20 protein-coding genes are annotated in these 19,595 nt (G+C 72.1%); 10 read left to right on the top strand and 10 right to left on the bottom strand.

Annotated elements, in window-relative coordinates; genetic code table 11:
• Nucleotides 1-245 precede the first annotated feature (245 nt).
• Together radA and disA are read left to right on the top strand one after the other, a co-directional pair.
• On the top strand, nucleotides 246-1,670 hold the full coding sequence (radA, locus tag ACFY0O_RS06205) for a DNA repair protein RadA (protein WP_388943377.1): 1,425 nt from the start codon (nucleotides 246-248) through the stop codon (nucleotides 1,668-1,670).
• Between the two features lie 356 nt (nucleotides 1,671-2,026).
• On the top strand, nucleotides 2,027-3,151 hold the full coding sequence (gene disA / locus ACFY0O_RS06200; protein ID WP_358896829.1) for a DNA integrity scanning diadenylate cyclase DisA: 1,125 nt from the start codon (nucleotides 2,027-2,029) through the stop codon (nucleotides 3,149-3,151).
• 33 nt (nucleotides 3,152-3,184) lie between these two features.
• Here the strand turns inward: disA and ACFY0O_RS06195 are convergent, their stop codons facing one another.
• Nucleotides 3,185-3,973: a hypothetical protein gene (locus tag ACFY0O_RS06195; protein ID WP_388943375.1), complete on the bottom strand. Its 789-nt coding sequence runs from the start codon at nucleotides 3,971-3,973 to the stop codon at nucleotides 3,185-3,187.
• Between the two features lie 159 nt (nucleotides 3,974-4,132).
• Here ACFY0O_RS06195 and ACFY0O_RS06190 point away from each other — a divergent pair, with 159 nt between their 5' ends.
• From ACFY0O_RS06190 to ACFY0O_RS06160, 7 genes are all read left to right on the top strand, one after another.
• The gene (locus ACFY0O_RS06190) at nucleotides 4,133-4,747 is read left to right on the top strand and encodes a phosphatase PAP2 family protein (RefSeq protein ID WP_388943372.1); all 615 of its coding nucleotides are present in this window, start codon (nucleotides 4,133-4,135) and stop codon (nucleotides 4,745-4,747) included.
• Between the two features lie 23 nt (nucleotides 4,748-4,770).
• Nucleotides 4,771-5,670, top strand: coding sequence for an A/G-specific adenine glycosylase (locus ACFY0O_RS06185; RefSeq protein ID WP_388943370.1), 900 nt, complete (start codon nucleotides 4,771-4,773; stop codon nucleotides 5,668-5,670).
• Nucleotides 5,671-5,928: 258 nt separating this feature from the next.
• Nucleotides 5,929-6,489, top strand: a complete 561-nt coding sequence (locus ACFY0O_RS06180; RefSeq protein ID WP_358814434.1) for a SigE family RNA polymerase sigma factor — start codon at nucleotides 5,929-5,931, stop codon at nucleotides 6,487-6,489.
• The gene (locus ACFY0O_RS06175; RefSeq protein ID WP_388943368.1) at nucleotides 6,477-7,190 is read left to right on the top strand and encodes a hypothetical protein; all 714 of its coding nucleotides are present in this window, start codon (nucleotides 6,477-6,479) and stop codon (nucleotides 7,188-7,190) included. Before ACFY0O_RS06180 ends, ACFY0O_RS06175 begins: the two co-directional genes overlap by 13 nt.
• Nucleotides 7,191-7,235: 45 nt before the next feature.
• Nucleotides 7,236-7,949, top strand: coding sequence for a two-component system response regulator CseB (gene cseB / locus ACFY0O_RS06170; protein ID WP_388943365.1), 714 nt, complete (start codon nucleotides 7,236-7,238; stop codon nucleotides 7,947-7,949).
• Nucleotides 7,950-7,959: 10 nt separating this feature from the next.
• A complete protein-coding gene (cseC, locus tag ACFY0O_RS06165) occupies nucleotides 7,960-9,273 on the top strand; it encodes a two-component system sensor histidine kinase CseC (protein ID WP_388943362.1) in 1,314 nt (437 codons plus the stop codon).
• Between the two features lie 258 nt (nucleotides 9,274-9,531).
• Nucleotides 9,532-10,617, top strand: coding sequence for a LamG-like jellyroll fold domain-containing protein (locus tag ACFY0O_RS06160; RefSeq protein WP_388943359.1), 1,086 nt, complete (start codon nucleotides 9,532-9,534; stop codon nucleotides 10,615-10,617).
• 10 nt (nucleotides 10,618-10,627) lie between these two features.
• Here the strand turns inward: ACFY0O_RS06160 and ACFY0O_RS06155 are convergent, their stop codons facing one another.
• Both ACFY0O_RS06155 and ACFY0O_RS06150 read right to left on the bottom strand, forming a co-directional pair.
• The gene (locus tag ACFY0O_RS06155) at nucleotides 10,628-11,209 is read right to left on the bottom strand and encodes a M23 family metallopeptidase (protein WP_388943357.1); all 582 of its coding nucleotides are present in this window, start codon (nucleotides 11,207-11,209) and stop codon (nucleotides 10,628-10,630) included.
• Nucleotides 11,210-12,163: 954 nt separating this feature from the next.
• Nucleotides 12,164-14,689, bottom strand: a complete 2,526-nt coding sequence (locus ACFY0O_RS06150) for an ATP-dependent Clp protease ATP-binding subunit (protein WP_351890196.1) — start codon at nucleotides 14,687-14,689, stop codon at nucleotides 12,164-12,166.
• Between the two features lie 451 nt (nucleotides 14,690-15,140).
• On the opposite strand from ACFY0O_RS06150, the gene ACFY0O_RS06145 reads away from it, so the two are divergent.
• Nucleotides 15,141-15,731: an SCO3374 family protein gene (locus tag ACFY0O_RS06145; protein WP_388943353.1), complete on the top strand. Its 591-nt coding sequence runs from the start codon at nucleotides 15,141-15,143 to the stop codon at nucleotides 15,729-15,731.
• On the opposite strand, the gene ACFY0O_RS06140 is transcribed toward ACFY0O_RS06145, so the two are convergent.
• From ACFY0O_RS06140 to ACFY0O_RS06110, 7 genes are all read right to left on the bottom strand, one after another.
• Nucleotides 15,710-16,048 (bottom strand): Lsr2 family protein, encoded by a 339-nt coding sequence (locus ACFY0O_RS06140; protein ID WP_358896846.1) that lies wholly within the window; start codon nucleotides 16,046-16,048, stop codon nucleotides 15,710-15,712. The two genes, ACFY0O_RS06145 and ACFY0O_RS06140, sit on opposite strands and share 22 nt — an antisense overlap.
• Nucleotides 16,049-16,211: 163 nt before the next feature.
• A complete protein-coding gene (locus ACFY0O_RS06135; RefSeq protein ID WP_358896848.1) occupies nucleotides 16,212-16,742 on the bottom strand; it encodes an amino-acid N-acetyltransferase in 531 nt (176 codons plus the stop codon).
• A 10-nt stretch (nucleotides 16,743-16,752) separates the two neighbouring features.
• Entirely contained in the window at nucleotides 16,753-17,238 is a 486-nt protein-coding gene (locus tag ACFY0O_RS06130) for a BlaI/MecI/CopY family transcriptional regulator (protein ID WP_388943350.1), read from the bottom strand.
• A gap of 79 nt (nucleotides 17,239-17,317) precedes the next feature.
• Nucleotides 17,318-17,482 (bottom strand): hypothetical protein, encoded by a 165-nt coding sequence (locus tag ACFY0O_RS06125; protein WP_167747589.1) that lies wholly within the window; start codon nucleotides 17,480-17,482, stop codon nucleotides 17,318-17,320.
• Between the two features lie 14 nt (nucleotides 17,483-17,496).
• The gene (locus tag ACFY0O_RS06120) at nucleotides 17,497-18,276 is read right to left on the bottom strand and encodes a hypothetical protein (RefSeq protein WP_388943347.1); all 780 of its coding nucleotides are present in this window, start codon (nucleotides 18,274-18,276) and stop codon (nucleotides 17,497-17,499) included.
• Between the two features lie 88 nt (nucleotides 18,277-18,364).
• Nucleotides 18,365-18,553: a DUF397 domain-containing protein gene (locus ACFY0O_RS06115; protein WP_388943344.1), complete on the bottom strand. Its 189-nt coding sequence runs from the start codon at nucleotides 18,551-18,553 to the stop codon at nucleotides 18,365-18,367.
• Between the two features lie 130 nt (nucleotides 18,554-18,683).
• Nucleotides 18,684-19,436, bottom strand: a complete 753-nt coding sequence (locus ACFY0O_RS06110) for a GntR family transcriptional regulator (RefSeq protein WP_358896856.1) — start codon at nucleotides 19,434-19,436, stop codon at nucleotides 18,684-18,686.
• Nucleotides 19,437-19,595: the final 159 nt, after the last annotated feature.

The following is a 19,595-nucleotide window of genomic DNA, read 5'->3' as shown; positions in this document are numbered from 1 at the left end:
GTGTGCGCCGGTGCGTGATGCGGGGTCTCCCTGGTCGCTGCTGTCCACCTGGCGAAGGTAGGCGGCAGGCCCGTGGCCCTCCGGAAGCCTTCCCCGGTTTTAGCCCTTACGGGTGAACAGATCGCCGTCCCGCTGACCGCTGCCCTGACGCCGGGGGATGCCCGGGATGCCCGCGGGCCCCCGGGGGCGTCCGCGGGCGACCGGCCCGCACCCCGTTGTCGGTGGCGCCCGATACCGTGGGCGGCATGGCTGCCCGTACCTCTCGCTCATCCGCCAAGGACCGTCCGTCCTTCCGCTGCTCCGAATGCGGCTGGACGACCGTCAAGTGGCTCGGCCGCTGCCCGGAGTGCCAGGCCTGGGGGACGGTGGAGGAGATGGGCGCGCCCGCCGTGCGGACCACGGCGGCCGGCCGCGTCACGGCCGCCGCCCTGCCGATCGCGCAGGTCGACGGCAAGACCGCCACGGCCCGCAGCACCGGCGTGGACGAGCTGGACCGCGTCCTCGGCGGCGGCCTCGTCCCCGGTGCGGTGGTGCTCCTCGCGGGCGAGCCGGGCGTCGGCAAGTCCACGCTGCTGCTCGACGTCGCGGCCAAGGCGGCCACCGGCGACCACCGCACCCTCTACGTCACCGGCGAGGAGTCGGCGAGCCAGGTGCGGCTGCGCGCCGACCGGATCAACGCCCTGAACGACCACCTCTACCTCGCCGCCGAGACCGACCTGTCCGCCGTCCTCGGCCACCTCGACGCCGTACGGCCCTCGCTCCTGGTCCTGGACTCCGTCCAGACCATCGCCTCCCCCGAGATCGACGGCGCGCCCGGAGGCATGGCCCAGGTCCGGGAGGTGGCGGGGGCGCTGATCCGCGCCTCGAAGGAGCGGGGCATGGCCACCCTCCTCGTCGGACACGTCACCAAGGACGGGGCCATCGCCGGCCCCCGCCTGCTGGAGCACCTGGTGGACGTGGTGCTGAGCTTCGAGGGCGACCGGCACGCGCGGCTGCGCCTGGTGCGCGGTGTGAAGAACCGGTACGGCGCGACGGACGAGGTCGGCTGCTTCGAGCTGCACGACGAGGGCATCACCGGGCTCACCGACCCCAGCGGGCTGTTCCTGACCCGGCGCGCCGAGGCGGTGCCGGGGACCTGTCTGACCGTGACCCTGGAGGGCAAGCGCCCGCTGGTCGCGGAGGTGCAGGCGCTGACGGTGGACTCGCAGATCCCCTCCCCGCGCCGCACCACCTCCGGGCTGGAGACCTCGCGCGTCTCGATGATGCTGGCGGTGCTGGAGCAGCGCGGCCGGATCACGGCGCTGGGCAAGCGGGACATCTACAGCGCGACGGTGGGCGGGGTGAAGCTGACGGAGCCGGCCGCCGACCTGGCGATCGCGCTGGCCCTGGCCTCCGCCGCGAGTGACGTGCCGCTGCCGAAGAACCTGGTCGCGATCGGGGAGGTCGGGCTGGCCGGTGAGGTGCGGCGGGTGACGGGCGTGCAGCGGCGTCTCGCGGAGGCGCACCGGCTCGGGTTCACGCACGCGCTGGTGCCGGCGGACCCGGGGAAGGTCCCGGCCGGGATGAAGGTCACCGAGGTCGCGGACATGGGGGACGCGCTGCGGGTCCTGCCGCGCGGCCGCTCCCGCACCCCGTCCAAGGAGCGGGCCGCGGCGGCGCCGGCGGAGTGACCCGAGGCCGCCCGAGCGAGCTGGGCCGGAACCGCCCGAGCGAAGTGGGCCGGAACCGCCCGAGCAAGGTGAGCCGGAACCGCCCGAGCAGGGGGGGCCAGAACCGCCCGAGCGAGGTGGGCCGGAACCGCCCCGGCGGGACGCGCCGGAGCCGGACCGGCGGGGTGTGGCGGACCGCTTCGGCGGAATGAGGGGCTCCGGTGCGTGGGCCGGGTAGGCAGGTCAGCGGGGCCGTACGGGCTGCCGCCGCGGCGCTGCGGGTCAACGCCCGGCGGGCGCACAGGCGGCGCCGGTAGACTTTGTGCTGGTCCGCCCGGCCCTACGCAGGCGGCGCAACCCGCGACCGGAGGAGTGCAGTGGCAGCCAAGGACGGGGCAGCAGCATCCGGGAAGTCGGGCGCGAGCTCCAAGCACGAGGCGTTGATGCGCGCCTCCCTCACCGCGGTCGCACCTGGTCAGCCGCTGCGTGACGGTCTGGAGCGGATCGTCCGCGGCAACACGGGCGGCCTCATCGTCCTCGGCATGGACAAGGCGGTCGAGGCCATGTGCACCGGCGGCTTCGTCCTGGACGTGGAGTTCACCGCGACCAGGCTGCGGGAGCTGTGCAAGCTCGACGGCGCGCTGATCCTGGACAAGGACCTGACGAAGATCCTGCGGGCCGGCGTGCAGCTGGTGCCGGACGCGTCGATCCCCACGGAGGAGACCGGCACGCGGCACCGCACGGCGGACCGGGTGTCGAAGCAGTGCGGGTTCCCCGTGGTGTCGGTGTCGCAGTCGATGCGGCTGATCGCGCTGTACGTGGACGGTGAGCGGAGGGTCCTGGAGGAGTCCGGGGCGATCCTCTCCCGCGCGAACCAGGCGCTGGCCACGCTGGAGCGGTACAAGCTGCGGCTGGACGAGGTCGCGGGCACGCTGTCGGCGCTGGAGATCGAGGACCTGGTCACGGTGCGCGACGTGACGGCGGTCGCGCAGCGGCTGGAAATGGTCCGCCGGATCGCGACCGAGATCGCCGAGTACGTGGTCGAACTGGGCACGGACGGGCGACTTCTGTCGCTCCAGCTGGACGAGCTGACGGTGGGCATCGAGCAGGAGCGGGAGCTGGTGATCCGGGACTACGTTCCGGAACCGACGGCGAAGCGTTCCCGCACGGTGGAGGAGGCGCTCCCGGCGCTGGACGCGCTGACCCATCCGGAACTGCTGGAACTGGCGATCGTGGCGAAGGCGCTGGGGTACACGGGGTCGCCGGAGACCCTGGACTCGGCGGTGTCGCCCCGCGGGTACCGGCTGCTGGCGAAGGTGCCGCGGCTGCCGGGGGCGATCATCGAGCGGCTGGTGGAGCACTTCGGGGGGCTGCAGAAGCTGCTGGCCGCCAGCGTGGACGACCTCCAGACGGTGGACGGGGTCGGCGAGGCGCGGGCCCGCAGCGTGCGCGAGGGCCTGTCCCGCCTGGCGGAGTCCTCGATCCTGGAACGCTACGTCTGACCGCCGCGCGGGCGCGACCCGCGCGGCGGTCGTTCAGTCCTGCTTCAGGACGAAGGACGTGCGGGCCACCGGCAGGCCCGGGGTGCGGGCTTCGACCACGTAGGTGTCGGGGGCCGGGGTGCCCGCCGGAGGCGACTGGCACTGGTCCGCCGCGCTCAGCTTGCGGTCCCACTCCAGCGACTGCTTCGTCTCGCCCTGGGCCGGCAGGCGGAAGTACGCGTTGGCCGGGCCCGTGGGGCAGTCGGCCGAGGACCACACCTGCTTGGCCCCGGTCGTCTGAAAGATCGTCACGACCGCCTGCTTCGGCCCGAGTCCGAACTTGCAGGTGCTGCCCGAGACGTTGCGGACGATCAGTTCGAGGCGCGGCTTCTCGTTCGTCTCGTACTCGTTCTTCACGCTCTTGACCTCCCACTGCACGGCGCTCGCCGCACAGGTGGGGAGGGGGGAGTCCGCCGGGAGGGCCGCAGGGGCGCCCGCGCCGCCGCCGGAGGAGCCGGAGGCCGCGCCGCCGCCCTGGTCGGGGTTCTTCGAGGCGGCGCCGTCCGATCCGGAGGCGGAGCCCCCGCCGCTGCCCGACTCCGCACGCCCGCCCGGGGCCTGACTGATCGCCGGGCCGGAGCCGGAGGGGCCGGGGGTGATCGTGCGGACCGGGCCGGAGCCGTTGCCGCCGCCCTTGCCGTTCGTACTCGTGCCGCCCCCACCGGAACTGACGAACCATACGGCGAGCAGCGCGGCGAGCGCCGCGACGGACGCCAGAACAGCCCTCCGCCGCCAGTAAATGGAGGAGGGAAGCGGCCCGACCGGATTGCGCAGAGATCCCACGTGCAGAACCTTACGAGAACTCGCGCCGCGATCCGTGCCCCACATGCCGCGCATACGGCGCGTTTTGCCGATGATCATCTTGAGGTATGACGCCGGACCGCCGGGATCAGGCCAGGGTCTGACGTGGCCGCGACCAGGCGTTGAGTACGGTCGGTGACCATGGACACCTCCGGCCTCTACCGCGACATCACCGACTTCGCCCACGACACGCCCCACTGGGTGCAGTCGGCCTTCGAGGCCTGGACCGAATTCGGGCTCCTCGTCTTCGGGTTGCTCTACATATCCGTCTGGTGGCGTGCGCGTGGCCGGCGCGATCCGCGGGACGTGGCGCGCGCCGTGCTCGCTCCGCTGGTGACCGCGCTGGTGTACGTCGCCTCCGAGCTGGTGAAGTCGACCGTCGACGAGGAGCGGCCCTGCCGGGCGGTGGCCCGGGCGGCCGCCTCGCTGGTGCCGTGTCCGCCGTACGGGGACTGGTCCTTCCCCAGCAACCACTCCGCCATCGCGGGCGCCGCGGCCGTCGCGCTGGCGCTGGCCGTGCCGCGCCTGGCGCTGCTGACCCTGCCGATGGCCGTGCTGATGGCCTTCTCCCGGGTGTTCGTGGGCGTGCACTACCCGCACGACGTGGGCATGGGCCTGCTGCTCGGCGCTTCGCTGGGCGCGCTGGCCGTGGCCCTGCTGACCGGGCCGATGACCCGGGTGATCGCCGCCGTACAGGGGAGCGGGATCCGGGCGGCCGTCTGGTTCACCGGTCCGGGCCCGGCGCGCCACCCGTAGAACGTGCCAGGATTGCCCCTGACATGACTGCATCCGCCGCATCCACCGCACCGTCCCCGCTGCACGAGCCCGTCATCGCGTGGTTCGACGAGCACGCCCGCGATCTGCCCTGGCGCCGCCCCGAGGCCGGCCCCTGGGGGGTCATGGTCAGCGAGTTCATGCTCCAGCAGACCCCCGTCAGCCGGGTCCTGCCGGTGTACGAGCAGTGGCTCGCGCGCTGGCCCCGCCCCGCCGACCTGGCCGCCGAGGCGCCGGGCGAGGCGGTACGGGCCTGGGGGCGCCTGGGCTACCCGCGCCGGGCCCTGCGCCTGCACGGGGCGGCCGCGGCGATAACGGAGCGCCACGGCGGTGACGTGCCGCGCGACCACGCGCAGCTGCTGGCACTGCCCGGGATCGGCGAGTACACGGCCGCCGCGGTGGCCTCCTTCGCGTACGGGCAGCGGCACGCGGTGCTCGACACCAACGTGCGCCGGGTCTTCGCCCGCGCCTCCACCGGCGTGGAGTACCCGCCGAACGCCACCACCGCCGCCGAGCGGCGCCTGGCCCGGATCCTGCTGCCCGAGGACGAGGCCACGGCGGCCCGCTGGGCGGCGGCCTCGATGGAGCTGGGCGCGCTGGTCTGCACGGCCAAGAGCCCGGACTGCGTCCGCTGCCCCGTGGCCGGGCTGTGCGCCTGGCGGCTGGCCGGGAAGCCCGCGCACGACGGGCCGCCGCGGCGCGGGCAGACGTACGCGGGCACCGACCGCCAGGTGCGCGGGCGACTGCTGGCCGTACTGCGCGAGGCGGCGGGTCCGGTGGCCCAGGCGCAGCTCGACGCGGTGTGGGACGAGCCGGTGCAGCGGGCGAGGGCGCTGGACGGGCTGGTGTCGGACGGACTGGTGGAACCGCTCGCCCACGGGATGTACCGCCTCCCCCAGGGCTAGGGCCTGTCCGGCGGCCATGGAATCCGCAGGCCCGGGCGCCGGAATCCGCAGGTCGGCCGGGCCCTCCCGGGAGGGCGCTGAAGTTGACGGCGGCGTTCCGTTTCGGGCCGGGAAACCGCAGCTCACGGGCGCTGTTACACAACCTACGGGTGTCCGTGCGCCCACCGCAGGCTGACCCGCACAGTGCCGTGACAACCCGTCCGTACCTTCGGATCCGTAAGGCAGCGGGTGACGGGGACGGCAGCGGAGGCGGTCTAGATGGCGCACGGAGATGTACTCGAGTTCGAGGAGTACGTACGCACCCGGCAGGACGCCCTGCTGCGCAGCGCCCGGCGCCTGGTCCCGGACCCCACCGACGCGCAGGACCTCCTCCAGACCGCCCTCGTGCGCACCTACGGCCGCTGGGACGGCATCGCCGACAAGTCCCTGGCCGACGCCTACCTGCGACGCGTCATGATCAACACGCGGACCGAGTGGTGGCGGGCCCGCAAGCTCGACGAGGTCCCCACCGAGCAGCTCCCGGACGCCTCCGTCGAGGACGGCTCCGACCAGCGCGCCGACCGCGCCCTGCTCATGGACATCCTCAAGGTCCTCGCGCCCAAGCAGCGCAGTGTCGTGGTGCTGCGACACTGGGAGCAGATGAGCACCGAGGAGACGGCCGCGGCGCTCGGGATGTCGGCGGGAACCGTGAAGAGCACACTGCACCGCGCACTGGCCCGGCTCCGCCAGGAGCTGGAGAGCCGGGACCTGGACATGCGTGCGCTCGAACGCGGTGACCACACCACGCGGTACGAGGGGCGGGAGCGGTGCGCGGCCTGAACGGCCAAAGCCTGAGTGGCGGAAGCTCGCTGGTACTGACGTCGGCGGGGACGGTCGTCCTCGTCGGCACAGTGCTGTTCGCGGCCGGCTGTTCCGCCGGCGGCACCGGCCTGCGTGACGGCGGCCCGGCCCGTACGGAGTCGGTGTCCCGCAACAACCAGCCGAACCAGCCCACCGCCGCGCCCAGCGGCCCCGTGGCCCTGGGCCACACCCCCGCCGCGGGGACGGGCAGCCCCCTCAAGAAGGTCGACCCCGTGGCCCTGCTGAAGGCGGACCCGAAGGTCAGCGCCGAGGTCAAGCGGGACCTCAAGCCCTGCACGGGCAAGGAGTACCCGGTCGACGTCAGCTACGGGAAGGTCACCGGGAACAGCGTCGTCGACATCGTCGTCAACGTCCTGTCCTGCGCCGACGCCCTGGGCCGGGGGTCGTACGTGTACCGGTCGGACGGCGGGAAGTACGAGAATGTCTTCGCCGACGAGCAGCCGCCCGTCTACGCCGAGATCGACCGGGGCGACCTGGTCGTCAGCAAGCCGGTCTACGGCAAGAGCGACGCGCTCTCCTACCCCTCCGGCGAGGACGTGATCACGTACCGCTGGAACGGGGAGCAGTTCGCCGAGCAGGACCGCGTCCACTCGGAATACAGCAACGTCGGAGACGGCGGGGGCCAGCCGGCCCCGGCCGTCACCCCCCCGAAGAACTGACCGCACAAGCACCAGCAGACGCACAAGACCGGAGTGAGGCTGCGCATGGCCGAGACCCACGTGCTGTTCGTGGAGGACGACGACGTCATCCGCGAGGCCACGACCCTGGCGCTGGAGCGCGACGGGTTCGTGGTCACCGCCATGCCCGACGGCCTGTCCGGACTCGAGTCCTTCCGGGCGGACCGGCCCGACATCGCCCTGCTGGACGTCATGGTGCCCGGCATGGACGGCGTGAGCCTGTGCCGGCGCATCCGTGACGAGTCCACCGTCCCGGTGATCATGCTCTCGGCGCGCGCCGACTCCATCGACGTGGTCCTGGGCCTGGAGGCGGGCGCCGACGACTACGTCACCAAGCCCTTCGACGGCTCGGTCCTCGTCGCCCGGATCCGCGCGGTCCTGCGCCGCTTCGGGCACGCGGGCGGGGCGCAGAACGGCGGCAACGGCTCGGGCGACGACGACGGCTCCGACGAGCGCGGGGTACTGTCCTTCGGCGACCTGGAAGTCGACACCGAGGGCATGGAGGTCCGCCGGGCCGGCGCCCCCGTCGCCCTGACCCCCACCGAGATGCGGCTCCTGCTGGAGTTCTCCTCCGCGCCCGGCACCGTGCTGTCCCGCGACCGGCTCCTGGAGCGGGTCTGGGACTACGACTGGGGCGGCGACACCCGCGTCGTGGACGTCCACGTCCAGCGGCTGCGCACCAAGATCGGACAGGACCGGATCGAGACGGTCCGCGGCTTCGGATACAAGCTCAAGGCATGAGAACCACAGCATGAGGCGTTTCACCCTGCGCACGGGGATCCGCTGGAAGATCACGCTCGCCATCGCCGCCGTCGGCGCCCTCACCGCGCTCGCCCTGAGCCTGGTGGTGCACAGCGCCGCCCGCGTGTCGATGCTGGAGAGCGCTCGCGACTCCGAGCTGGAACGGGTGCAGTACATCGCCCGCACCCCCGACGCCGGCCGCAAGCCCATCTGGGGTGCCAAGCTCAACGACCCCGAGCTCCCCGCCGAACTCCGCGAGAAGGCCCGCTCGGGGCGGCGCGGCACGTACATCCAGGAGACCCCCAAGCGGGCCCCCGAGGTGTGGGCGGCCGTACCGCTCGGCAACGGGCAGGTGCTGTCCATGCACCACCGGTTCCAGGAGAGCGCCAACATGGTGCGGGACCTGGACCGGGCCCTGGTGGTCGGCTCCCTCGCCGTCGTGATCGGCGGTTCGGCGCTCGGGGTCCTGATCGGCGGGCAGATCTCCAGCCGGCTGCGCAAGGCGGCGGCCGCCGCCCAGCGGGTGGCGCACGGGGATCCGGACGTACGGGTGCGGGACGCGGTGGGCGGTGTCGTACGCGACGAGACGGACGACCTCGCGCGGGCGGTGGACGCCATGGCCGACGCCCTCCAGCAGCGGCTGGAGGCCGAGCGGCGGGTCACCGCCGACATCGCGCACGAGCTGCGGACCCCGGTGACGGGGCTGCTGACGGCCGCGGAGCTGCTGCCGCCGGGCCGGCCGACGGAGCTGGTGCGCGACCGGGCGCAGGCGATGCGGGCGCTGGTGGAGGACGTCCTGGAGGTGGCCCGGCTGGACGGGGCCTCCGAGCGGGCCGAGCTGCAGGACGTGGCGCTGGGCGAGTTCGTCACCCGCCGGGTGACGGCGCTGATGCCGGAGGCCACCGTGCGGGTGGTCGCGGACGAGATCGTCAGCACCGACCCGCGCCGGCTGGAGCGGATCCTCGGCAACCTGCTGGCCAACGCCGCGCGGTACGGGCAGGCGCCGGTCCAGGTCGACATCGAGGGCCGGGTCGTCCGCGTCCGGGACCACGGACCGGGCTTCCCCGAGGCGCTGCTGCGGGAGGGCCCGAGCCGGTTCCGCACCGGTTCGACGGACCGGGCGGGGGTCGGGCACGGGCTCGGCCTGACCATCGCCGAGGGCCAGGCCCGCGTCCTGGGCGCCCGCCTCACCTTCCGCAACGTGGCGGCGCCGGGCGGCGCGGACACCGAGGGCTCGGCCGCCGGGGCGGTGGCGGTCCTCTGGCTCCCGGAACACGCCCCGACGACGACGGGCAGCTTCCCGATCGTCCAACTCCCCGGCTGACCCCTGTTCCTCACGGGGGCGGGGTCGGCGGGGCCGGCGGGGTCGGGGGTGGCCGGGGTCGGGGCCGGGGTGGGGTGCCGTCCGGGGCGGGCTTCGATGTTCGGCGCTCCGAGCCGGGCCGGAGTGGTCCGGCGGTGCATGGCGCCGAAGTCATCTCGTTTTAGCCCCGGACGACACCCCACCCCGTCCCCGCCCCCGGCCGGGTCGTCTCGATGCCGGGGGATCACGGGTTCGCGGGGATGTTCTAGCATCCGTGCCATGACTGACGGTATGGATCGCCCGCACAACCCCCAGCCCCCCGCCTCCGGCGGGTACGGCTATCCACAGCCCGGGCCGTCCAACCCCTACCAGCCGGAGCCGGCGGCCGGGCAGCAGGGGCAGGGCTTCGGGCCGCCGCCGACGGCGGATGAATCGTTCCCGCCGCCGATACCCGAGACCTTCGCCACCGCCTCCACCCCGGACTGGCAGGCGATGGCCGACGCCTCCGAGGCCCAGCGGCGCAAGCGCCGGATGCTGGTCATCGGCGGCGGCGCGCTCGCGGTGGTCCTCGTCGCGGCGGGCACGGCGTTCTTCCTGATGGGCGGCGGCGAGCCGACCGACAAGCCGGTCGCCTCCTCCTCGGGCTCCCCCAGCCCCTCCGGCTCGGCGCAGCCCCCGTCGAAGACCCCCGCCGACGACTCCCCCACCGTCCCCGGCGAGCCGAACCTGCTGCGCGACTTCAACGGCAAGATGGGCATCGCCCTGGGACCGGGCGCCTCACTGGGCGAGCTGAACCAGCGGACCGAGGTCCGCTTCAAGGGCGCGGCGGACTCGTACGCGCAGGGCGCCGAGGCGGCCGTGGACGTGTCGAAGAGCTTCACCGTCTCCACGCGCGCCTACAACGTGACCGAGGGCGGTTCGCGGATGGCGGTCAGCCAGGGCGACGGGGACTCGTACTCGTTCGAGCTGGGCTTCGAGGTCGTCGGCGGCAAGAAGGCCTGGGTGTTCCGGGTGCAGACCGGGGACAAGGGCCAGGCGGCCACGGCCCAGCAGGTCGTGGCGGACAACGTGGACACCACGAAGAAGTGGGCGCTGCTGACGGGCACCTACGACGCGGAGAAGAAGACCATCGCGCTGTGGGTCGACGACAAGCAGGCCGGTCAGGCGCAGGTCTCCGGCATCTGGGCGGGCCCCGGGCCGCTCCAGCTGGGGCGGGCCCGCCACCACGGCATCTGGAGCGCGGCGTGGGACGGGGCCCTCGACCACATCCGGGTCTTCGACCAGGCACTGGGCCAGGAGCAGATCACGGGCCTGAAGAACAACAAGCTCGGCAAGACCAAGCCGACCCACTCCTGGCTCATCTGAGCCGGGAGGATCAGACGGTGATGCCGGCCTTGCGCAGGAAGGCCACCGGGTCGATCGCGGAGCCGTAGTTCGGGGTGGTGCGGATCTCGAAGTGCAGGTGCGGACCGCTGGAGTTCCCGGTGTTGCCCGAGAGCGCGATCTTCTGGTCCAGGGTGACCTTCTGGCCGACCTTGACGAGGATCTTCGACAGGTGCGCGTACTGGGAGTACGTGTTGTCCGCGTGCTTGACCACGATGGCGTTGCCGTAGGCCGGGCCGTCGCCGCCGCCGTTGGGGCCGGCCTTGACGACGGTGCCGGCGGAGGCGGCGTGCACCGGGGTGCCGACGGGGACGGCGAAGTCCTGGCCGGAGTGCTTGTGGGCCCACATGCTGCCGCCCTTGCCGAAGGTCGCGGAGAGGGTGTAGCTCGCGACCGGCTTCTCCCACAGGCCGGCCTTCGCGGCGGCGGCCTGGGCCTGGACGGCGGACAGCACGGTGGGGGTCTCGTCGGCGAAGGCGGCGGTCGTCCCGGCCCCGAGGGCCAGCGTCGCACCGAGGGCGGTGGCGACGAGGGCGGTACGGGTACGACGGGTGCTGACGCGCTTCGCGGACATGCGGGGACCTCCGGGGCCGGGGACAAGGGCATAGGGGCAAGAAAGATCCCGGCACGGCGGCCTGAGCCGTCACTGCCGGGCTTGCCCCACCTTGGTAACCCGCGCCCCCTCCCTTCCCCAAACACCCGATTTACTACCCCGCCTCGTAGCCGAACCCCGGCCGCCGACCCCGTTGACGCCGCCCATCCAGCCCGGACGCGTGGACATTTCGGACGCCGAACCCTACGAGAAGGCCTAGTAGGTCCGATTTGTTCTGTGCGGCTTGTCACCGCCCCGGGCCCTTCGCTCCTCCCCGCCCCGCCCTTCCTCCGTTCCCAGGGACTCCGCCCCTGCCCCCTCCCGGCCACTCCGCCTCGAACTCCCCCAGCTACCGCTGGGAGGGATCTGACGCGCCTGAGGGCGCCCGAGGGTCCTTCCGTCGGCATCCGGCGACAGCAACGGCCCCAGACGGCCAAGAGCCGCCGAGACAGCAGGAGCGCGCAGCGATCTGACGCGCCCACCGGCCCCGGATGGCGAATCCGTCGTCCTTCGGCGACAGCAGCAACCCCGGACGGGGCGCAGACGCTGAGACGGGAGGAGCGCGTAGCGATCTGGTGCGGAGGGCGGCCCCGCATGGCACGCATGTCGGCCCGGATGGAATGTCTGCCGACCCCGACGACCCCGAAGATCGCTGATCCGGCCGTATGTCCATCTCTGGACCGGCCCGTTCCTCTGGGGGCTTCCCGACAGTCCTTGTCTTTCCGGGCCGGGACGGCCTGTCAAGGGTGGCCGAAGGCCATCGCGCAGCGACGCGACGAAGGAGCGCCCTTGACAGGTCGGCCCGGCCCGGAAGGACAGTGGGACTGACGGGAAGCCCCCAGCACATCCCTGAGACCGCTCGACCAAAAGGGGCCGGCCCCCGAGACCAAGGTCTCGGGGGCCGGCCCCTTCGCGCACGCACCTACCGCCTACCGGCTACGCGCCCTTCGACAGGTCCGGGCCGGAGCCCGTGGCCTCGATCGGGGGGAGGTCCGGCAGGGCCGACTTCTCCTCGCCGCGGAAGGTGAACTTCGCTTCCTCACCCTCACCCTCGACGCCGACCACCACGATGTGACCGGGGCGCAGCTCGCCGAAGAGGATCTTCTCCGACAGCAGGTCCTCGATCTCACGCTGGATGGTCCGGCGCAGCGGGCGGGCGCCCATGATCGGGTCGTAGCCGCGCTTGGCCAGGAGCATCTTCGCGTCGCCGCTGAGCTCGATGCCCATGTCGCGGTCCTTAAGCCGCTCGTCCACCTTGGCGATCATCAGGTCGACGATCTGGATGATGTCTTCCTGCGACAGCTGGTGGAACACGACCGTGTCGTCGACGCGGTTGAGGAACTCGGGCCGGAAGTGCTGCTTGAGCTCCTCGTTGACCTTGGCCTTCATCCGGTCGTACCCGGTCTTGACGTCACCCTGAGCCGCGAAGCCCAGGTTGAAGCCCTTGGAGATGTCCCGCGTACCCAGGTTGGTCGTCATGATGATGACCGTGTTCTTGAAGTCGACGACCCGGCCCTGGGAGTCGGTCAGGCGACCGTCCTCCAGGATCTGGAGCAGCGAGTTGAAGATATCCGGGTGCGCCTTCTCGACCTCGTCGAAGAGGACGACGGAGAACGGCTTCCGGCGGACCTTCTCGGTCAGCTGGCCGCCCTCTTCGTAGCCCACGTAGCCGGGGGGCGAACCGAAGAGACGCGAAACCGTGTGCTTCTCGCTGAACTCCGACATGTCGAGGGAGATCAGCGCGTCCTCGTCGCCGAAGAGGAATTCGGCGAGCGTCTTGGACAGCTCGGTCTTACCGACGCCGGACGGGCCGGCGAAGATGAACGAGCCGCCGGGGCGCTTCGGGTCCTTCAGGCCGGCCCGCGTACGGCGGATGGCCTGCGAAAGGGCCTTGATGGCGTCCTTCTGACCGATGACGCGCTTGTGGAGCTCGTCTTCCATGCGGAGCAGTCGGCTCGACTCCTCCTCGGTCAGCTTGAAGACGGGAATGCCGGTCGCGGTGGCGAGCACCTCGGCGATGAGCTCGCCGTCGACCTCGGCGACGACGTCCATGTCGCCGGCCTTCCACTCCTTCTCGCGCTTGGACTTCGCGGCGAGCAGCTGCTTCTCCGAATCACGGAGCGAAGCCGCCTTCTCGAAGTCCTGGGAGTCGATGGCCGACTCCTTGTCGCGGCGCACGGCCGCGATCTTCTCGTCGAACTCGCGCAGGTCCGGCGGCGCGGTCATCCGGCGGATGCGCATCCGGGAGCCGGCCTCGTCGATCAGGTCGATCGCCTTGTCCGGGAGGAAGCGGTCCGAGATGTACCGGTCGGCCAGCGTGGCGGCCTGCACCAGGGCCTCGTCCGTGATCGACACGCGGTGGTGGGCCTCGTACCGGTCGCGGAGACCCTTGAGGATCTCGATGGTGTGCGGCAGCGACGGCTCGGCGACCTGGATGGGCTGGAAGCGGCGCTCCAGCGCGGCGTCCTTCTCCAGGTGCTTGCGGTACTCGTCGAGCGTCGTCGCGCCGATGGTCTGGAGCTCGCCGCGCGCCAGCATCGGCTTGAGGATGCTCGCGGCGTCGATCGCGCCCTCGGCGGCGCCCGCACCGACCAGCGTGTGGAGCTCGTCGATGAACAGGATGATGTCGCCGCGGGTGCGGATCTCCTTGAGGACCTTCTTCAGGCGCTCCTCGAAGTCACCGCGGTAGCGGGAACCCGCGACCAGTGCACCCAGGTCGAGGGTGTACAGGTGCTTGTCCTTGAGGGTCTCGGGCACCTCGCCCTTGACGATGGCCTGGGCCAGCCCCTCGACGACGGCGGTCTTGCCGACGCCGGGCTCGCCGATGAGGACCGGGTTGTTCTTGGTCCGGCGGGACAGCACCTGCATGACCCGCTCGATCTCCTTCTCGCGCCCGATGACCGGGTCGAGCTTGGATTCGCGGGCAGCCTGGGTGAGGTTGCGGCCGAACTGGTCGAGGACCAGCGAGGTCGAGGGGGTGCCCTCGGCCGGGCCGCCTGCGGTGGCCGACTCCTTGCCGCCCCCGGTGTAGCCGGAGAGCAGCTGGATGACCTGCTGCCGGACCCTGTTCAGATCGGCGCCCAGCTTCACGAGGACCTGGGCGGCGACGCCCTCGCCCTCGCGGATCAGGCCGAGCAGGATGTGCTCGGTGCCGATGTAGTTGTGGCCGAGCTGGAGGGCCTCTCGGAGCGAAAGCTCCAGGACCTTCTTCGCCCGCGGCGTGAAGGGGATGTGGCCGGACGGGGCCTGCTGGCCCTGACCGATGATCTCCTCAACCTGCTGGCGAACAGCCTCGAGCGAAATCCCGAGGCTCTCCAGGGCCTTAGCGGCGACACCCTCACCCTCGTGGATCAAGCCCAGGAGGATGTGCTCGGTGCCGATGTAGTTGTGGTTGAGCATCCGGGCTTCTTCCTGAGCCAGGACGACAACCCGCCGCGCGCGGTCGGTGAACCTCTCGAACATCGTTTATCGCTCCTCAGAGCGGTCGGGCAGTTCGGGGTCGGTCCCCGCCCTGTCCTTCCGCATGCTAGTCCCGCGGGACGGGACAGCTCATTCCAACTGCCGACATCCGTCCACGGCTCACCCCCACGTCGGTGAGGAAAACCGGCTGTAAGAGCCGACTACTGCTCCAACCTGATGGTGCGAGACGATGTTCCCGCAGGCCAGGCAGATACCCGTCACACGTGTACGCCGATGGCGAACGGAAGCCGCTCAAATCAGCGTGTCGCCCCGATCCACTAGGAATGTCTTACCCGTAAGGACTGACACTCCATGCCGGTGAGCACGGTTCCCTCCGCTACGGGCGAACACGCTTGTGTCCCGAATGTGGGACTCCGCTCCGCGGATGTTTACGTTCCGCATTGAACCGGGTGCACAACGTAACCCGCCGCCGCCACTCGGAGTTCATCCGTTCATGGCCATCGTCAACGTCGTGGACGCCGTTCCCCCGCCCCGTCTCCCCTCCGGCCCGGACACCCGTACCTGGTACGAGCGCGTGCTCGGCTGGGCCGTGGTGGCCGGGCCGCCCGTGCGGCTGGTCACCGGGGTCCGGTTCGACGTGCTGGAGCTTCCGGCGGACGCGGGGGCCGGGCTGCTGCGCCGTCCCGGCCTGGCCACCGGTCCGGTGGCCCTGGAGGGGCGCAGGATGCGCTTCCTGGTCGCCCCGGGGACCGCCGAGGAGCTGGAGGGGCTGCTCGACTGGCTCGAGTGGGGCGGGGTGGCGCTGGAGCTCACCGCCCTGGGTGCGGGGGGCGGGATCACCGCCCCCGTGCCGCCCGGGCGCGAACCGGGAGGAGATCCCCGGAGGGCCGCCGTGTGGCTGCGGCCCCCCGAGCTGGGGTGCGAGGCCTCGCTGCCGGCCCTGCCGGGTCCGGGGCGGGGTACCGGGGCCGGACCCGGGGGGTCCGGCGGGCCCGATCTCGTACGCCTGGTGGCCGCGGCGGCGACGGAATGCCACCGCGCCCGCCTGTGGCGGCGTACGGATCAGCCCTTGGCGTTCTCGTAGGCCTCGCGGATCTCGGCCGGGACGCGGCCGCGGTCGTTGACGCTGAGGCCCTGGGCCTTCGCCCACGCGCGGATCTCGGCGGTGTCGGGGCTGCCCGCAGAAGCCGCGGCGCGGCCCTTGGCGCGGCCGGCGGAGGCGCGGCCGCCGGTGCGGCGGCCGCCCTTGGTGTACGGGTCGAGCAGCCCGCGGAGCTTTTCGGCGTTCGCGGTGGTGAGGTCGATCTCGTAGGTCTTGCCATCCAGAGCGAACGTCACGGTCTCGTCCGCCTCGCCACCGTCGAGGTCGTCGACAAGAAGGACCTGAACCTTCTGTGCCACCGGATTTCCTTTCATCGAAAATGCAGTACGCGGAAAGGAAACCGCTTTTGCCTGGAAAACACAAACCCCCGGGAGAGGTTCAGGAGCTCAACAAGGCGGGAAACGTACGCGATTCGGACATAGGCCACGGGCGGCTGCGGCCTGGAATACCCCTCGCGACCGATCACAGGTGCAGCAGCATCCGGCTGTTGCCCAAGGTGTTCGGCTTCACTCGTTCGAGACCGAGGAACTCGGCGACTCCCTCGTCATAGGAACGCAGGAGCTCCATGTAGACATCGGTGTCCACGGCGGTCTCGCCGATCTCGACGAACCCGTGCTTCGCGAAGAAGTCGACTTCGAAGGTCAGGCAGAATACCCGGCTCACCCCGACCCGGCGGGCGGTCTCCAACAACTTGGCGAGCACCTGGTGCCCCACTCCGGCGCCCTTCAGCTCGCGGTCGACCGCGAGCGTGCGCACTTCGGCGAGGTCTTCCCACATGACGTGGAGAGCTCCGCAGCCCACCACCTGGCCGTCGGAGTCGCGCTCCGCGACCCAGAACTCCTGGATGTCCTCGTAAAGGACGACCGGGGCTTTGTCGAGGAGGATCCGCTGCTGCACGTACTGGTCCAGCAGGCGGCGCAGTGCCGGAACATCTCCGGTGCGCGCGCGGCGGATGGTCACTGTTTTCGCGTCTGCGGTGGAAAGCTCTCCCATAGGCCGGACGCTATCGCCCCGGCTCGCTCCGGCGCGCGCCGGAGCCCCCTTCCTCCCCGGGTGCGGAGGGGGTCGCGCCCGGGCCGGCGGCGGGCGGCGCGGCCTCGGGGGCGCCGGCGGCCGGGGGCTCGGGCTCGTCGTGCTGGACGATCCGTACGGCGTCGCGGAGGGCCTCGCGCTGTTCCGGGGACATCATGCCGAAGAAGGCGACGAGGGCGGCCGCGGGGTTGTCGCTCGTCGACCAGGCTTCGTTCATGAGTGCGGCCGAGTAGGCGGCGCGGGTGGAGACCGCCGTATATCGATAGGCGCGGCCTTCCGCTTCCCGGCGGACCCAGCCCTTCTGATGGAGATTGTCCATAACGGTCATGACCGTGGTGTACGCGATGGACCGTTCCTGCTGGAGGTCTTCCAGGACTTCCCGAACGGTGACCGGGCGGTTCCACTGCCACACCCGCGTCATGACTGCGTCTTCGAGTTCTCCCAAGGGGCGAGGCACAGCAGCACGATAGTGCGGAATGGGCGGAATTGCCCGACTATTCGCGGGGCAACGCGCGGCCAATACCCGGGCGGCGGTCCTACTTCTGCGGCTGACCCGCTTCGGCGCGGGCGAGCACGGCGTCCACGGCCGCGTCTTCCTTGGCCTTGTTGGCGCCGCCCTGGCTCTTCACGATCGTCCTCACGAGGAAGATGAAGAACGTGGCCATCACGATGGGGGGCACGAGCGCGGAAACGTAGTCCATGCCCCCCAGCGTAGCTATACGGCCGCGAGCCCCGCCGCCGGGGGCGGGGCGGGCTTGCGGCGCGGCGGGAAGACCTCGCCCGGGGTGGGCACGGGCCGTCCGGGGCGCGGGGACTCCTTCGGCGAGGGGTCCTTCGGGGGCGGGTCATTCGGGGAGGGGTCCGCCGGGGACGGCCCCTCCGGCGCGGGCTCGGAGCGGGGCCGCTCGGAGCGGAGCCGCTCGGAGCGGAGCCGCTCGGGGCCCGGTCGCTCGGGGCCCGGCCGCTCGGAGCGTGGCCGCCCGGGGCCCGGGGCGACGGCGACCGGTGCGGCGGCGCCCGGGGCGGTGGCGCACGGCTCCTCGCGGCCGCCGGCCAGGGCGAGCAGGCGGGTGCGGGGCGCGGGGGCCGCGGCCGCGAGCCGGCGGCGCACGGAGCGCTCCGCGACGCCCTGGGCCCGTTCCAGCACGGCGGCGGCGACCGGGTTGGCCCGCAGGGCGCGCAGGGCGGAGAGGTCGTCGGGGTCCGGCTCGTACCCGGCGGCGAGGGCGTCCTGGAGCAGTTCCAGGTAGCCCGACAGGCTCCCGGGCAGGGCTCTGCGGTAGCGGGCGAGGTCGTCGAGCAGGAAGGCTCTGAGCCGGCCCGCCTCCCGGACCGCTTCGTCCACCGACGCCGCGAGGCGCAGGCAGTCCTGGACCTCGGCGGCCGCCAGGGGGGCCGTGGAGGACTGGAGGGCGTGGGCGAGGCTACGCCTGAGCACGAGCAGCTCGGCGGCGCTGAAGGCCATGCCGCCGCGGGATCCGTAGGGCGTGGGCATGGGGCCGAAGATACGCGCTAATCGGACAAAATCCCCTGATGGTGGGGACGTGCGGCGCGGCGCACCGGCGCGCCGCGCGCCGCGGTGATCAGCCGGTCTCCTTCACTGCCTCGACGAAATCGGCCCAGGCGGCGTGGGTGGTGGCCATCACGAGGTGCGCGGGGTCGGCCCGGTCGGCCACCCGTACGAGGGTGCCGGGGGCGGCCGCCACGTAGACGCAGGCCTCCCCCTCACCGCAGTACGACGATTTGCGCCACTCGGTCGGGGCGTTCGTCATGGTGTCTCCTCCCTTGGGGACGAGGCCGCGTTGCCTCTCCAGCGGGACGCTACCTCCGGCTGAGTCACGCTCCGGCCACTTCCCGTAAAAAAACACGGCCGATAAATATCACGCCACCGTCACGCCGCCGTCACTCGACCGGGAAGGCGTAGGCGATCTCGTAGCGGGAATCGGGGATCACCAGATCGGCGGTCTCCACCGGCCGGCCGTCCGCGTCGATGTAGGTCCGCTCGATCCGGGTGATCATCGAACCGAGGCTGATCCCGAGCAGGTTGGCCTGGTTCTGGTTGGCGCGGGCCGGGCGCGGCACCTCCACCACGGAGGTCACGGTGATGCCGATGGACCGCATCCGCGCCACCACCCCGGCGCCGCGCATCTCGCCGGCCTCGGGCAGCACGACCGGGGTCCCGGAGGTGATGGCGAGGGGCTCCCAGGACTCCGAGAGCTCGGCGGGGCTGCCGTCGGCCATGAACTCGTAGCGGGTCAGCACGCAGGGCGCGCCGGGCTCGATGGCCAGCCGGGCGGCGATCCGCTCGGGCGCGGGGACCTGGGGGTGGGTCCGGGAGTCCCAGGAGGCGGCGATGCCGTGCGCGGCGGCCTCGGAGCGGAAGGTGTTGCCGGAGCCGGGGACCCGGCGGCGGGTGCGGAGCATCCGCATGCGCCGGCGCGGGGTGCGCACGTAGGTGCCGGATCCGGCCCTGCCTTCGAGGAAGCCCTCGATGATCAGCTGCTCCATGGCCCGCTGGGTGACGCCCTGGCCGACCTCGTACTCCTCCGCGAAGCGGGCGCGGGAGGGGAGCCGGTCCCCGATCTTCCACTCGCCCGCCTCGATGCGGGCCCGGAGGGATTCGACCACCTTCAAGTACGGTGATTCACGGGGCATTCGGGCCGTCCTCTACCGTCTCGACCGTGCCGCTCGGGAGCGTGTGCGTCCGACGCCGACAAGCTAACCGATCAGCTTGAAGCTGAGGATTCGGGATGACGGTGGGTGCGGAACGCCCGTCCGCCGCGCCCCGGACGGGCGGACGGACGGGCGGAGTCC

Origin of the sequence: Streptomyces sp. NPDC001594 (assembly GCF_042893675.1) — a bacterium.
Taxonomy (GTDB): Bacteria; Actinomycetota; Actinomycetes; order Streptomycetales; family Streptomycetaceae; genus Streptomyces.
The sequence above is the reverse complement of the archived record's forward strand: the minus strand, read 5'-3'. Positions and strand labels throughout refer to the sequence as shown.

Bases quoted from the DNA above. Each gene is read 5' to 3' on its own strand.
- ACFY0O_RS06190 (WP_388943372.1), top strand. From the start codon at position 4,133: ATGGACACCTCCGGCCTCTACCGCGACATCACCGACTTCGCCCACGAC.
- ACFY0O_RS06110 (WP_358896856.1), bottom strand. From the start codon at position 19,436: ATGCCCCGTGAATCACCGTACTTGAAGGTGGTCGAATCCCTCCGGGCC.
- cseC (WP_388943362.1), top strand. From the start codon at position 7,960: ATGAGGCGTTTCACCCTGCGCACGGGGATCCGCTGGAAGATCACGCTC.
- ACFY0O_RS06115 (WP_388943344.1), bottom strand. From the start codon at position 18,553: ATGACGAACGCCCCGACCGAGTGGCGCAAATCGTCGTACTGCGGTGAG.
- radA (WP_388943377.1), top strand. From the start codon at position 246: ATGGCTGCCCGTACCTCTCGCTCATCCGCCAAGGACCGTCCGTCCTTC.
- ACFY0O_RS06185 (WP_388943370.1), top strand. From the start codon at position 4,771: ATGACTGCATCCGCCGCATCCACCGCACCGTCCCCGCTGCACGAGCCC.
- cseB (WP_388943365.1), top strand. From the start codon at position 7,236: ATGGCCGAGACCCACGTGCTGTTCGTGGAGGACGACGACGTCATCCGC.
- ACFY0O_RS06180 (WP_358814434.1), top strand. From the start codon at position 5,929: ATGGCGCACGGAGATGTACTCGAGTTCGAGGAGTACGTACGCACCCGG.
- ACFY0O_RS06155 (WP_388943357.1), bottom strand. From the start codon at position 11,209: ATGTCCGCGAAGCGCGTCAGCACCCGTCGTACCCGTACCGCCCTCGTC.
- ACFY0O_RS06150 (WP_351890196.1), bottom strand. From the start codon at position 14,689: ATGTTCGAGAGGTTCACCGACCGCGCGCGGCGGGTTGTCGTCCTGGCT.
- ACFY0O_RS06145 (WP_388943353.1), top strand. From the start codon at position 15,141: ATGGCCATCGTCAACGTCGTGGACGCCGTTCCCCCGCCCCGTCTCCCC.
- ACFY0O_RS06120 (WP_388943347.1), bottom strand. From the start codon at position 18,276: ATGCCCACGCCCTACGGATCCCGCGGCGGCATGGCCTTCAGCGCCGCC.
- ACFY0O_RS06160 (WP_388943359.1), top strand. From the start codon at position 9,532: ATGACTGACGGTATGGATCGCCCGCACAACCCCCAGCCCCCCGCCTCC.
- ACFY0O_RS06125 (WP_167747589.1), bottom strand. From the start codon at position 17,482: ATGGACTACGTTTCCGCGCTCGTGCCCCCCATCGTGATGGCCACGTTC.
- ACFY0O_RS06135 (WP_358896848.1), bottom strand. From the start codon at position 16,742: ATGGGAGAGCTTTCCACCGCAGACGCGAAAACAGTGACCATCCGCCGC.